This is a genomic window from Hyunsoonleella aestuarii (assembly GCF_006148925.1).
In the GTDB taxonomy this organism is placed as follows: Bacteria; Bacteroidota; Bacteroidia; order Flavobacteriales; family Flavobacteriaceae; genus Algibacter_D; species Algibacter_D aestuarii.
The window spans coordinates 1,981,189-1,995,588 of record NZ_VAWB01000001.1 but is presented as its reverse complement, the minus strand read 5'-3'; the positions used below and the strand labels follow the sequence as shown (position 1 = coordinate 1,995,588).

Annotated in this window: 14 protein-coding genes; 4 read left to right on the top strand and 10 right to left on the bottom strand. The window is 29.0% G+C overall.

The genetic code is table 11. The features are described from left to right. Positions 1-8 precede the first annotated feature (8 nt). The 7 genes from FEF17_RS09075 to FEF17_RS09045 form a co-directional block, all read right to left on the bottom strand. Positions 9-926 carry a glycosyltransferase family 2 protein gene (locus tag FEF17_RS09075; RefSeq protein ID WP_139002012.1) on the bottom strand — a complete coding sequence of 306 codons (918 nt, stop codon included), beginning with the start codon at positions 924-926 and terminating at the stop codon, positions 9-11. Continuing rightward, entirely contained in the window at positions 916-1,575 is a 660-nt protein-coding gene (locus FEF17_RS09070; RefSeq protein ID WP_139002011.1) for a class I SAM-dependent methyltransferase, read from the bottom strand. The genes FEF17_RS09075 and FEF17_RS09070 overlap by 11 nt, the downstream gene beginning before the upstream one ends. Next, entirely contained in the window at positions 1,565-2,335 is a 771-nt protein-coding gene (locus FEF17_RS09065; RefSeq protein ID WP_139002010.1) for a glycosyltransferase domain-containing protein, read from the bottom strand. Before FEF17_RS09065 ends, FEF17_RS09070 begins: the two co-directional genes overlap by 11 nt. Further along, the gene (locus tag FEF17_RS09060; RefSeq protein ID WP_139002009.1) at positions 2,335-3,564 is read right to left on the bottom strand and encodes a TDP-N-acetylfucosamine:lipid II N-acetylfucosaminyltransferase family protein; all 1,230 of its coding nucleotides are present in this window, start codon (positions 3,562-3,564) and stop codon (positions 2,335-2,337) included. The genes FEF17_RS09065 and FEF17_RS09060 overlap by 1 nt, the downstream gene beginning before the upstream one ends. A 117-nt stretch (positions 3,565-3,681) precedes the next feature. Next, a complete protein-coding gene (locus FEF17_RS09055) occupies positions 3,682-4,089 on the bottom strand; it encodes a GNAT family N-acetyltransferase (protein WP_139002008.1) in 408 nt (135 codons plus the stop codon). After that, the gene (locus FEF17_RS09050) at positions 4,086-4,775 is read right to left on the bottom strand and encodes a WbqC family protein (protein ID WP_139002007.1); all 690 of its coding nucleotides are present in this window, start codon (positions 4,773-4,775) and stop codon (positions 4,086-4,088) included. Before FEF17_RS09050 ends, FEF17_RS09055 begins: the two co-directional genes overlap by 4 nt. Then, positions 4,772-5,845: a DegT/DnrJ/EryC1/StrS family aminotransferase gene (locus FEF17_RS09045; RefSeq protein WP_139002006.1), complete on the bottom strand. Its 1,074-nt coding sequence runs from the start codon at positions 5,843-5,845 to the stop codon at positions 4,772-4,774. Before FEF17_RS09045 ends, FEF17_RS09050 begins: the two co-directional genes overlap by 4 nt. A gap of 338 nt (positions 5,846-6,183) precedes the next feature. Here FEF17_RS09045 and FEF17_RS09040 point away from each other — a divergent pair, with 338 nt between their 5' ends. The 4 genes from FEF17_RS09040 to FEF17_RS09025 all read left to right on the top strand — a co-directional run bounded on the left by FEF17_RS09040 (position 6,184) and on the right by FEF17_RS09025 (position 10,899). After that, the gene (locus FEF17_RS09040; protein WP_139002005.1) at positions 6,184-7,110 is read left to right on the top strand and encodes a glycosyltransferase family 2 protein; all 927 of its coding nucleotides are present in this window, start codon (positions 6,184-6,186) and stop codon (positions 7,108-7,110) included. Then, complete coding sequence (locus FEF17_RS09035; protein WP_139002004.1) at positions 7,103-7,987, top strand: methionyl-tRNA formyltransferase; 885 nt, start codon at positions 7,103-7,105, stop codon at positions 7,985-7,987. The genes FEF17_RS09040 and FEF17_RS09035 overlap by 8 nt, the downstream gene beginning before the upstream one ends. Continuing rightward, positions 7,984-9,102 (top strand): dTDP-4-amino-4,6-dideoxygalactose transaminase, encoded by a 1,119-nt coding sequence (rffA, locus tag FEF17_RS09030; protein WP_139002003.1) that lies wholly within the window; start codon positions 7,984-7,986, stop codon positions 9,100-9,102. The genes FEF17_RS09035 and rffA overlap by 4 nt, the downstream gene beginning before the upstream one ends. A gap of 66 nt (positions 9,103-9,168) precedes the next feature. Further along, on the top strand, positions 9,169-10,899 hold the full coding sequence (locus tag FEF17_RS09025; RefSeq protein ID WP_139002002.1) for a hypothetical protein: 1,731 nt from the start codon (positions 9,169-9,171) through the stop codon (positions 10,897-10,899). Positions 10,900-10,987: 88 nt separating this feature from the next. Here FEF17_RS09025 and FEF17_RS09020 read toward each other — a convergent pair whose 3' ends face one another. From FEF17_RS09020 to FEF17_RS09010, 3 genes are all read right to left on the bottom strand, one after another. Then, the gene (locus FEF17_RS09020) at positions 10,988-11,194 is read right to left on the bottom strand and encodes a hypothetical protein (RefSeq protein ID WP_139002001.1); all 207 of its coding nucleotides are present in this window, start codon (positions 11,192-11,194) and stop codon (positions 10,988-10,990) included. A 507-nt stretch (positions 11,195-11,701) separates the two neighbouring features. After that, positions 11,702-13,558, bottom strand: a complete 1,857-nt coding sequence (gene asnB / locus FEF17_RS09015) for an asparagine synthase (glutamine-hydrolyzing) (protein ID WP_139002000.1) — start codon at positions 13,556-13,558, stop codon at positions 11,702-11,704. Positions 13,559-13,560: 2 nt separating this feature from the next. Continuing rightward, a complete protein-coding gene (locus FEF17_RS09010) occupies positions 13,561-14,400 on the bottom strand; it encodes a glycosyltransferase family 2 protein (protein WP_139001999.1) in 840 nt (279 codons plus the stop codon).

Sequence of the window (14,400 nt, the reverse complement as noted above, 5' to 3'; positions counted from 1 at the left end):
CATATGTTTTAGGCATCTAAATAATGTAAACCTACCCCCTTATTTTTCTTCCTACTGTTTTTAATTTCTGGCAATACACTGTTTAAGAGTTTATACTTAATTAAGTTAAATAATGCATCTCTAAACATTAATTTAAAAAATGACTTAAAAGATTGTTTTAATAAAATTTGCTTCTTTTTTTTAATATGACGCTCTATTTCTTTATTAATATTTGCTAACCCTTGCTTTAAACCACGCTCAAAATGTGCTAGTTTTTCAGTTTTATTATTAAGTATCCTCTTGGGTCTAAATTCTCTATCGTGCCTTATGTAAACTTCTGGCACCACGCCAATTTTTAAATGATGATATAAAATACGTTGACAATAATTAACATCCTCACCATAGTGATGAAAAATAGGATCAAATCCTCCTATCCTCTCTATTGCGTTTCTTGGCAGTAACCATGCTGCTGCATTAATAAATGGTATTTCATAAATCTGTTGTGTATACAATTGCTTTTGTATATCATATTGGAGTTCTTTATTGTCCTTAATATACTTGGAGAAATTATAATCCATTTTTTCACCATTTCCATTAAGATGCATGGGGCTAATAACACCAAAAACAGTATTTTCTTTATGACATTTTATTAAATGATTAATAGTATTTGGTTCTAAATAAGCATCTTGATTTAATAAAAAAACATAATCTGCTCCATTATTTAATGCATGTGAAATACCAATATTATTAGCAGCACCAAAACCTAAATTTTCACTTTGTTGAAGAATTGTTATTTCTGGAAAATTTTCCTTAATAAAAGAAACCGTCCCATCAGTGGAATTATTATCTACAGCAATAACATTATAGGGATCACAACTTCTTAAACATTTAGGAAGCCATTTCATTCCATTGTAAAAAACAATTACTACGGATACTTTAGTCTTCATGAGTACAAACTACAATATGTTGAAAGGTTACAAGATCTTTATTAATCATTTTTAACAATCGAGACTTCCAATTAAATTTAGAGCCTATAGCATCACGAGATCTATAATTTCTCTTATACATAAGAACTTTTAAATCTGATGCTTTAATTAAATTAAAAACGTCCTTACGAGTAAACCAACTTAAATGCGTTCTATCAAAAATGCCTCTTGGGTTTCGAGGAAAAGTTCCTTTTATATAAACCTGAATAAATAATTCAACATGTCCTATATTGGGTAATGAAATAATAATTTTTCCATTTTCTCTTAACTTTGGTTTTAAATCGATAAGCACTTTTTGCGGATTCAATAAGTGTTCTAAAACATCTCCGAACAATATATAATCAAATAATGGAGAATCATCTATAACAGATTTTCTAAACGCTTTAGAATTTAAATCTCCACAAAACACTTTTGTGTTACATTTTTCTGCTTCTTTTGCCATGTTAGCATCAAATTCAACTCCATAAACAAAATCAGCTATATTATTCTTAATCAAATAATCACCATTCACACCTAAAGCACATCCAACATCCAAAATGGTATTTGAGTTTCCTTCTATTAATCCTAATAGATCCGTTCTTAAACCAATATAAGATTTATTATAATCCATTAAAATTTAATTTCTTTAAAATTAATATCACCTTTATTGTAAATGATTTGTGCCATTTATTAAATGATTTGGGCGTACTTGATGACAAAAAATTATACTTTGTATGATAATGATTAGAAAAAAATGAGTATTCATTTTTTTCCCTACGCCCTTTCATTATCCCTGGCTCTATATTAAACTTTTTTAAGGCGTAAGGTAATGAGAGTTGATCGCGTCTTGATTTATGTTTAATCTCATGCCACCATAAGTTAACGAATTCATGAGATAATAATTTATTATTCTTTACGACTATCGATGTGTCATATAATCCAGCTTTACACTTAATTCCTTTAACATAATATCCTAAAACTTGTTTTAATATTTTAAAAGGATAATCTTTTTCTAGTTGAATACATTTAATAGCCTCATCATAAACACAATCTCTTTGAGAATGCTTAAAAAAGGCTATTCCCTTATTTTCAACAAACTTAAGCACATTTAAAATTTTATCCTGTGCAATCTGCAAATTAGCATCATGCCAAATAATAAAATCATAACTTTTGAATTCATCTAACCCAATAATTTTATAATATCTGGCATTTTTAGTAATATCATCATAAATCGGTTTTTTATAGATAATCTTATAAGAGTCTGATTTTAATTCTTGATCATCTGAAATAAGAAAATAATCAATATTGTCATCCTCTTTATAACGCAGTGGTTCTCTAACTTGATCCTTCCCTCCAAAAACAGCCGTATAAATCGCGATTTTACATGCCATTAATTTTCCTTTAATTTAAAATCGACTATTTCAATAAGTTCAACAACCTTTTTCTTTACGGCTTCTCTCGAATATAATTTAAACAACAAAGATCTATTATGTTCTATTTCTTTTTCGCTTAACTTCGAATAAAAACTATTAGAATTAACACTATTTATATTAAAAACTTGAATGCCTAATTTTTTAAAATATTTAAATATGGGACTTTCACTGTTCAAAAATAATTTTGCACCAAAATAGCCCATTGTATTTATATTTCCGAGCGCTTGCTGTCTTTTATGGTTAAACACAGCAAAACCACATCCCGAAATAAGTTGATTATATTCATTTAAAGGCATAAAATTTAATATTGGTATAAAACTATCGCCAAAATAGTAATTGCCTTTCTCTATAACAAAATTGATATAATCCTTTTTACCTCCGTAACTTAAAGGAACAATTACCTTTTGACTATCTTGTTTATAATTTACAATCTGTTTAAAAGCATCGATATGATTATTAGTAGGAGAAGCTGAATTACCTACTAATATATTATTGGCATTTTTAACATTATATAATTCATTGTTTATGGCTAAATCTTCTATGTTAGCATATTCAAACGGAGCATAGACCAAGTTATTATTAATTCTTTTTACAAGTTCATATTCCGCAGGAACAATAGGAACAGCAATATCAATCTTTTGAACTACTTTATAAAAATCTGTTAGAAAATTAGTTTCAAGTTTTTTAACTAGAATTTTTGGAAGCCATATTTTATTATCTCTATGCTTTGAAAATAGCCATAAGGAACAATTATTAAACATTATTTTATTCCTAAGTGAAGTTTTTGTGTTTTCTCCATATAAGAAAGTATATGTTTCTCTTTCAAACATATCTTTTTTTAATAATTTCCAATTCCAATATAAATCAGAGCCCCAAATAAACCAGACCTTAAGAATGTCCTTACTGAGAACATTTACAATCCTCTGTTTTTTCAAGTGTAATGCATGCAAAAACACGACCTCAATTTTATTTTCATGTAATAAATCTTTAATTTTATGTTCATCACCTTCTTTTTGAATTAAAAATGGCTTTGCCTTTTCAGATCGCACATGCTTAAAAGGTTCATTGGTTGATTGTAAAACATAATAAATTGATTTATTAGGATAAACGTCTTCAAATAGTTTAATCGTTGAATCAATGAATTTTTCATCATTACATATGTGAAGTATTTTGTAATCAATTTTCATCTGTTTAAATTTACTGTTTTTAAATCTGTCAGATGTAATTCGCTATAAAACATTGAAGGTGGTCTAAAGAATTATATTAGCTTATTTCATAAATTCGTATATCAAACATTTGAATTTTTACAGCCTCTTTTCCATATTGATTACTCCATTTTCTACACTAGTACTAATAAACCCGTACTTTTTGTATAATTTTATAGCCTTAAAATTATCTTCTTTCACCTCAAGTCTATATAACTTATAATCTTTGTTTCGTATTTCGTTTATTGAAAACTCTAATAACCTTTTACCATATCCAGATTGCCAACATGCTTTACAAACAGCAATCATGGTTAAATATGCCGTTTCACCATTTTTATCATTTTCATAAAAAGCAATAAAAGCTTTAAGCTCACTCTCTTTAGAAATAGATATTATAGTTGCGCACTTTATAATTTTATCTACATAACTTGGGATATCCACACTTAATAATGAGTTCTCTAAATCATTATTTAAGGTTTCCAGAAAGTCAATTAATTTGCCCCTCATATTAATTCATATTGCTTTAATAATTCTTTTACCTCGTCCTTTTCATTAAACATTAATACATCAATTATAGACAACCATGGTATAAATTGATTATCATATTGCTTATAGGTTATTGGCTTTGTATTTATAAAATTTAAAGTTATCTGATTAGCATTAAAATCGTCTTTATTATATAGATTTTGCCCTCCAGTGGCATTTATATAATGTATAGCATTTAATGCTTTACATATAGCAATTACTTTGTCTTGAGCTTTTAAGTTATCATCCTTTTTTAGTTCAGATGATAATTTAAAGGTTGTTTGAATATCTAAATACTGAGCTATTCTTTGCAAAGTCATCATTAAAAATCTAGATATACTTTTTTCCTCATTCAATGCTATCTCACGAACTAATGGATATACTGCGCTAAAAAAAGGTGCTTTTCTATAGGATTGCTCAATGGTTTTCAACCACTTCTTGTTTTCAACAATTCTACTAATCTGATTTATTTTTTTATACGAACTTGCTCCTTCAACAATTAAATTTATTCTAAAAGCTTCATTTTTTACTAAAATGTTATTTCTCGTAATCCAACTTTGCTTTATAAAATTAACATCATCATAGATTACAAAAATATCAACAGCATGTATCAATTGGAAATATCCAATATAAGGAAAGAAATATGGCTGCATGATCGCTACTTTCATTCAATCTCATTTAATATTTCACATATTTTTAAAATAGATGCTTCATTTAAATCATGAGACAAAGGCAAACAAAGTATTGTTTGTGCAATAGATTCCGAAACAGGCATATCGACCTTTTTCAAATAAGGTAAATTATTTAGTGACGGATAAAAATACCGTCGCGGGTAAATATTGTTCTTATTTAATTCAAGAATTGCTGCTTTTAATTGTTTTTCAGTTTCAAAAACTACTGGATAATAACTGTAATTCCAATTGGTATTATCCCTAATTATCAAAGGTTTAAGTTTTGAAAAAATTAATTCTCTTTGGTACACATTAATAACCCTTTTTCGTTCATCTAAAATTTTTCCCATATAAGGTAAAACTGCTAAGCCCATAGCTGCTTGTAGCTCACTCATTTTAGCATTTATACCTAATCCTTGAAACTGCTCTGGGCCATCATGTCCAAAATTATGAAGGTAAAATAGTGTATTAAATAACTCCTGATTATTACAAAACATGGCACCTCCTTCTCCTGTATGAAATAATTTAGTAGCATGAAAACTGCAAGCACTTATGTCACCATAATTAAAGATAGAATTACCCTTGTAAGTAACCCCAAAACTATGGGCAGCGTCATAAATTACTTTTAGTTGGTGTTTTTTTGCAATAGCTTCAATTTTATCAACATGACAAGGGTTTCCAAATACATGCGTCGCTATAATTGCTGAAGTATTTTCAGTAATCGCTGATTCAATTTTTGTTTCATCAATCGTTAAATAGTCTGGGTGAATATCAACAAATACTGGAATGCAACCCTCCCAAACAATACTTGATGATGTGGCAACATAACTAAAAGGTGTCGTAATTATTTCACCCTTCAACTTTAAAGCCTTAATAGCTATCTGTAAAGGCAAGGTACCATTTGTTGTTGCAATAATATTTGGAACAGATAAATAGGTTTTTAATTTTTTTTCAAGTTCTAAAACCAAATTACCCCTATTTGTTATCCATTTTTTGTCCCATGCTTGCTTAAGAATGGCATTAAATTCTTCTTGTGGAGGTAAAAATGTTTTAGTTACATTAATCATTTTTTTTACTCTTTAAATATTTTGGAATTCATAGAAGATTTGTCTTAGGTTTAATACCTAAATCATAATAAATAAACAAATTTGGCTTATTCTTTAAACATCGGTGCAATCTGTTTTCAATATATAAATTAATAGTTTTTTTATTTTGATTAATTAGCATTAAAAATTAATAACATTATCAAGTAAAGAGAAAATCTATCTTCATAAAGAATAAATTTAATATCATTGTGCAATTTGCGTTTAAAGAATATTAAATTTATATAATTAAAACCAATATATTATAAAAGTTATATTTTAATTTTAATTTAATCATATCATAGTTAGAAACATTTAGTTAAATGAAAATATCTGTAGTAAGCCCTATTTATAAGACGGAAAAATCAATACAAGAATTAGTTGATAGACTAAATGAAGTATTAGCTATGCTCTGCGATAATTTTGAGATAATCTTGGTTGAAGATGGAAGCCCAGATAACTCATGGAATATTATTAAAGAAATTTGTAAGAATGATTCTAATGTAAAAGGGATTAAATTAAGTAGAAACTTTGGTCAACATAATGCCATCACTTGCGGTTTAAATGCTGCTCGAGGTGATTGGATTGTTGTTATGGACTGCGACTTACAAGATCATCCAGAAGAAATTCCAAATTTGTTTAACAAAACCAAGGAAGGCTATGATATAGTTTTTGCACAGCGAGAAAAAAGACAAGATACTTTTTTAAAAAAATTTAGTTCAATTTTTTTTTACAGAATATTAAGTTATTTAACTAACACGAAACAAGACGCTACAATTGCAAATTTTGGTATTTACAATAAAAAGGTAATACAGGCTGTATTGTCAATGAATGATTATATTCGATATTTTCCCACAATGGTGCAATGGGTTGGTTTTAAAAGCACAAAAATTAAGGTTACACACTCTTCAAGATTTGATGGCAAATCTGCATATACGTTTTCGAAACTATTGAAATTAGCTTTTAACATTATTATTTCTTATTCGGATAAGCCCCTAAGACTTTTAGTTAAATTTGGACTAATAATATCAATGCTTTCCTTCTTATATGGTCTAGTATATCTTTACAAATATTTTAATGGACTTATTGAAGTTTTAGGATTCACTAGTATAATAATTTCCATTACTTTTTTATCTGGAATTATTATTCTTACTCTTGGTTTAGTAGGGATTTATGTAGGAAAAACATTTGAACAAAGTAAGCAAAGACCAACTTTCTTAATAGAGAAAAAACTTAACACCAATGGGTAAAATTACATTATTTCTAATGTCAGAAAAAGGATATCGTTCACTGGTAACTTTTCTCGACAATTTTGACTCTAAATTAATCGATTTTGTGGTTTACGCTAGAGACAAAAATGTAATAACGGATTATGCAGAGCAAATTAATAGTTTGGCTGGAACCCATAAAATTAAAGTATACCAAAGAACTGACAATTATGTAATTAGTTCAAAATATATTATTGCTATTTCTTGGAGGTGGCTCATCGATATAACTAAGGAAAGGACATTGATAGTTATTCATGATTCGTTGCTCCCTAAATATCGCGGTTTTGCACCTTTAGTAAGTCAATTAATTAATAAAGAACCATATATTGGTGTGACTGCGGTAATTGCGAATGCAGAATATGATAAGGGAGATATCATTACTCAACAAAAAATAGAAGTAAGCTATCCTATAAAAGTGAAAAATGCCATTTCAAAGATATGCGACCTTTATGAAAGTATTCTTAAATATTTAGTTCAGGAAATAAATGAAAACGATTCACTTAAAACCGTCCCTCAAAATGCCCAAAAAGCTACTTATTCTCTCTGGAGAGACGAAGCAGATTATAAAATAAACTGGGAGTTGAGTGCATCTGAAATAAAGAATTTTATTTATTCCATTGGATTCCCTTACAAGGGTGCAACTACTAATATCCAAGATTGTAAGATTCGCATATACGATGCTCAGGAGATCGAAGATGTAACCATTATGAATAGAGATGTGGGCAAAATAATTTTCATGGACAAAGGTTTCCCTGTAGTTGTCTGTGGCAGAGGGTTACTTAAAATAACAGAAGCCGTTTATGACAAAAATTTAACTTCTATTTTTCCCTTAAAAAATTTCAGAATAAGACTAGCATGAAAATTCCATTTAACAAACCTTTCCTAACGGGAAAAGAGACGTTTTATATAAACGATGCCGTTAATTCTGGAAAAATATCCGGAAATGGTAAATACACAAAACTTTGTCATTCCTTTTTTGAAAAGAAATATGAATTTAAAAAATGTTTTTTAACTACTTCTTGTACCGATGCATTGGAAATGGCTGCTATTTTACTGGATATTCAACCAGGCGATGAGGTTATACTGCCATCGTTTACATTTGTATCGACTGCAAATGCATTTGTACTCAGGGGTGCCAAATTAGTTTTTGCTGATAGCAGTAACCAAAATCCAAATATAGATGCTAGTAAGATTGAATCACTAATCACCAAAAATACAAAAGTAATTGTTGTAGTTCATTATGCAGGAATGGCATGCGAAATGGATGAAATCATGGATATTGCTAACCAATATAATCTATTTGTTGTAGAGGACGCCGCTCAGGCCATTGATAGCTTTTATAAGGGAAAGCCCCTTGGTAGCATCGGTCACTTGGGAGCATTTTCGTTTCATGAAACAAAAAATATCACTAGTGGAGAAGGAGGTATGCTTACAATAAATGATGAAAAATTTATTGAACGAGCTGAAATTATATGGGAAAAAGGCACTAATCGTTCAGCATTTTTTAGAGGTGAAATCAATAAATATAATTGGGTAGATATTGGATCTTCATTTTTGCCCTCAGAAGTGGTTTCTGCATTTCTATATGCACAATTGGAATGTTTGGATGACCTCCAAAAAAAGCGAAAGAAGATTTGGTCCAAATACTTTGAGGCATTTAACTTAAATCAAAATAAAACCTTTGAGCTTCCATATATTCCTCACTATGCAACTAACAACGCTCATATGTTTTATGTTAATTTTAAAACTGTAAAAGAGAGGGATGAATTAATTCAAATACTTAAAAAGAATCAAATTTTAGCAGTATTTCATTACATCCCACTTCACTCCAGCCCTTTCTATTTTAACAAACACGATAGAAGGATACTTGCCAATTGCGACAGGTTTTCGGATTGCCTAGTTCGACTCCCACTATATAATGATCTGAAAAAAAAGGAACAGTCTAAAATCATAAACATTGTTAATGAGTTATAAAAAATATTTTTTAGAAATATTATAGACTGTTTATTAATGTATGTCATTTTAAATGATAATTAATTTATGAAAATTAAAAGAAAATTAATTTTATTGTTTCTATTTATATTAGTTTATCCTTTTTTGTTTATTTGGCAAGGTGGTGATTTAACAGATACTGGGTTTCATGCAATTCATTACCAATCATTTTTCAACAATTTATTGACTTACAAAGTAGATGGTCTTCCTTCGGATAGTTTATCTTTCTTAACCAATTTAATTGGAGCAATATGGATTAAAATATTTCCAAATGCTGGAATTTTAGGCCTAATGATCCTTGAAGCCGTATTTGTAATGGCAATAACACTCGTTACATATAAATCATTAAATAATTATACTAATAACAAATCTATTTTACTGTTAGGAATCTTCTGTGGTGTTGCATTTAGTATAAGACACACAACTTTGGCTTTCTCTTACGATATATCTTCATTCTTCTTTTTATTGGTAATGAGTTTTTGCATATTAAAATATTTTCAGTTATATAAATATATCTATTTGTTTATATCGGGGATGTTACTTTTTTTAGCGTTTACTTCAAGATTTCCCAACATAATTTTTTTAGCCTTATTCCCAATTATACTTATATATCAATTCATTCATGCGAGGCAAAATAAGAGTTTTTCCTTTTTAATTCGAGAATTTTTTATTCAATGTATAGTTTTCTATTCGGGTTTCATTTTTTTATTTGGAGCTTTTTATATGATATTAAAACTAAATGGTATATGGCATGTATATATTGGATATTTTGAACTGATTGGATCAGATACAAATCCGAGTTATTCCATAAACAGGCTATTAAAAGGTTATATTAAGGATTTCCTAGAATTTAGCCCGCATATCATTATTGTAACATTAATAATATTTCCGATTTCGAGGTTATTTGAGTATGCTAAAAAACACAACAATAAATTCTATTTTTTAGTTCCATTGTCTTTATTATTTGTTTTAGCTTTTTTAATTTATGGAGGATTTTCTATCGGAAATTCCAGTGCATATGAACTAAAGTATTTTGCCCCTGCATTTTGTACATTTCCACTATTATTATCAATAATCAAAAAAGACAGATTTAGTACTGCTGTTTTAATTTTTAGTATTACTGGTATAACTCAGGTTTCAGGTACCAATACCGGAATTTTTTTGAAGTTATCTTATGGTTTGGTTGTACTAATTCCTTTATCATTAATTATTCTTTACGAGTATCGAGAGTTCAATTTCAAAAAAATAAAAATCATTACTAAACCAGTTTATTTAACAGGTATTCTTTTTATTCTATTCTTTAGTATATGGTCAAGAGTTGGTTTTATTTATCATGTAGATGCTGGGTTATTTGCAAGGATAAGGTGTACTTATCCAATCAAACATAAGAAAATGAGAGGTGTTTATACCTCTCAAAAAAATGCTGTTCACATTAACAGATTAACTAAATCAATTGAAAGAAACTTAAAAGAATCGAATACTTTATTTATATATGGACATCAGCCCATGTTTTACTATTTAACCGAACAAATTCCTCCAATAGAAAAATTTTGGCTCACAGATAATGCTATTCAAGCTGATAACCTGATTACCGTACTTGAAAAGAGCATTTTGAAAAAAGAGAAATACCCATTGATTGTTGATACTAAACAAAATATTATGAAAAGTAAAGGTCAAGAAAAGTTAAATGAGTTTTTAATAAAACACGATTATTATAAAATTGACGACGATAAAAATTTTGTGATTTGGCAGACAGATTTGAACTTTCATAGCCGATAAAATTTATCTCATCTAAAAAAATAAAATTAAGGCATATCAATAAAACAGTTAAGCTGCTAAGTGATAAACTGAGAAATAGAGCAAAAGATTAATCTTTTTGCAACGATTTGTTTGAATGTACATTAAAGTCCTTGGGTACAATTATATTAAAAAACTCCCCTAATGTCTCCCACTTATCATCATCACTTAAGGCACAATGAATCAATCGGTTAGAATCATGGTCATCAAAAAAATTAATAATTTCTTTATTTCTTGACTCAAATATGTCTATATAGTGATCCTTATGCTCAAACAAAGCTAAAAGATTGTCTTTTTTATCTACAATATAGGTAATGCTCTTACCTAGTTCAAATTTTTGATAAAACTCTTTTTCTCTTCTATATATTTACAATGCAATTTTGTGTTACCTAAAGTTTGACCATTAGAGTGTTAAAGCATGAACTTAAACCAAGACTCACTATCTCTTGTAAAAAGTATAAATTTTGAGTTTAGGAATTTATGAAATAATATTTTATAAAATTCCGGAAGCCGCCAAGGGTCATTTTCAAAAATTTGAAAGGATTTAAAATCATGAGATTAAAAAATAAATTCAAAATCACCGTTATACCAAAATGTAGTCCAATAGTTTTTTCTGGAATGACTAGATCTTACCACAGTGTACCCAAAATGTTTAAAAAAAGCAATACCAGCGGTTGTTCCACATCGTTGCATAGATATACAGAAAATTCTATTGGAACCTTTCCACTTTTGCTAAGCTTTCAAGATATTCAATCTCTTTTTCAAAAAATTAGGGATATGCTTTTTAATCATTGCTGGTATTTTTTAGAACATGGTTATATGCCCATTTTTGCCAAGCATAAATATGCCACACCCCCCAACCGTTATTGTGTTTTCTGTCAAAAAAATCACTTACAAACCTTTTAACTTTAACAATATTGATATGGTCTTCCCCGTAAAAAGGTTTTTGAGAAATATACTCTTGTACATTTTCTTTTAAATCATTTCTTAACCATTCTTCAATAGGTACACTAAATCCTTTCTTTTGTGCTTGAACTATTTTTTTTGGGTAATACATGGCTAAATTATCTTTTAATACTTTTTTAAGGTCATTATGATCATTTAATTGTAAAGGTATATTATCCCATGCATATTTAATACTATCTTTATCTAAAAAAGGGACTCTAACTTCTAAACTATTCCCCATACTGGCGCGATCTACTTTTATAAGGACCCTTTGCATATGTCCATAAAATTCATTCCACCTCAACCAGTGCAAAAGTTTCTTCTTGCTATTAATATTAGATATTTTAAATAAATCATTTACCTCTTTTGAAAAAACATCTTTTTCAAAAAAAGAATTCAATATATTTGGTAATATGTACTGTTGTTTTGATTTAATCCATTCTCCCAAAGTTCTGTAAGAATAAGGTGCCCAAGTGTTAATTATATTTAGTTTGTTTAGAATTGCAATCAAGGGTTTTCTAATAAAAAATGGAACCAAAAACCACTGCCTTTTATTTAAGACATCTAACATTCTAGGATATCCAAAAAACAACTCATCACCTCCATCTCCTGAAAGCATGACTGTATGAGATTTTCGTGCCTTTTTTGTAATTACATAGGTTGGTACACTTGAATAATCACCAAAAGGTTCTGAAAAGTATTTAAAATGTTCTTCAACATGAGAAACAATCTCAGATTCATCAACTTTTTCCAAAGTATGGGCTATCTGTAAGTGCTTTGCATAACCAACGGCCTTCTTACTTTCGTCAAATTTAACATGGTCAATACCAAAAGTAAAGGCTTCAATATCTTTTTTTGACACCTTGGCAACCGCCGTAATTAAAGGGCTATCAACACCGCCACTTAAAAAAGAAGCCAAAGGTACATCACTTGCTAATTGCTTATAAACCGCTTTCTTTAAAACGGCATTGTAAGTCATCTTCAGTCCTTTTTTATTTCTTTTAGAAACATATTTAGAAAAAGTTATTTGTGATTTTTTAATTAATTGCCCTTCATTTGAAAACTCTAGTAACTCTCCTGGTTTTACTTGAAAAATATTTTCATAAATGGTATTTGGAGCATGCATAAAACCAAACCCAAAATATTCTTTCATGATTTCAGGTCTTAATTTTAAAACACCCTTTTGCCAAGGGTGTTTAAATATTTGATTGAATTGAGAGGCGAATACAATGCCTTTTTTTGATATGCCGTAAAATAATGGCTTAATTCCCGCAAAGTCACGTGCTAGAGAAACCGTTTTATTACTATTGTCTACAATGGCAATGGCAAACATTCCATTAAGCATACTTATGGTTTTATCAATGCCAAATTTATCCAATAAATGAATTAATATCTCAGTATCAGATGTGGATTGCAAATTTTTTAATTGGTATCTTTTTTGAAGTGCTTTATAATTATAAATCTCTCCATTAAACACCACGGTATATCGTTTTGAAACCGACTGTTTGGGCTGATTGCCATTTTCTGAAATATCTAAAATTGCTAACCGATTAAAACCCAATTGAAAATCATCTTCTCTTATAACTTCTGTACTATCTGGCCCCCTAAGCTTAGATAATTCTAATAAAGAATCGAACAGCACGCTATTTGTTAAGTCGCTATTATTAAAAGAAAATTCACCTAAAAATCCGCACATAATTAAGATTGATTCAATAACCGTTTAACCACTAACAAAAAATGAAATTTTGTTCTTACTAGCCTTAATTGTAATATCGAATTAAAAAAATTTTTGTAATACTTTCGTAATATCGTTTTCTTTAATGCTAAAGTTAATGCTTCTGAAAAATATTTTTTACTCATTTTATAAGTATGAACATCTAACATTAATGTTCTACTACCAACATCCCTACTACCTCCCACTGGAGCAACAGCATGTAATAATTTTGCCTTACTATTATACCTAATTGCAACTCCTCTTAAATAGAGTCTTAAAGCAAGATCTCTATCTTCTCCAGCTCCAGTTGGATCTAAACTTTCATCAAAAGAGCCTATTTCAAAAAAGAGGTTCTTTTCTATTGCAGCACAACAGCCCGGAAAAGAGATGCAATCTCTTGAAGTTTTAGAATCTGGATTATTGGTCAACACTTTTATAAAATTTTCGCTAGGAGACTTTAAAAAATCGCTGTCTTTTCTTAAATAATTTCCTTCTAAATCACAAACAGCTCCAGCTACAGCTAAATAGTCACCTTTCAAAATCGGCTTGGTAATTTCCTTAATAAAATCATTACCAACCCGAGCATCATCATCCAGAAAAACCAAGATATTACCTTTAGCAACTTTGGAGGCAATATTTCTAGAAACACATGGACCTTTGGATTTTGTAATTATATGATTGCAGTCTAAAATTGGCTTAGGCTCATCAGATTGATCTACAACAATAATTTCAAAGTCCTTGAAATTTTGATCTTTTAGATCATTTATTAAAGCAATGATATAAAAATATCTATTTCGGGTAGGTATAATAATACTTACATACAT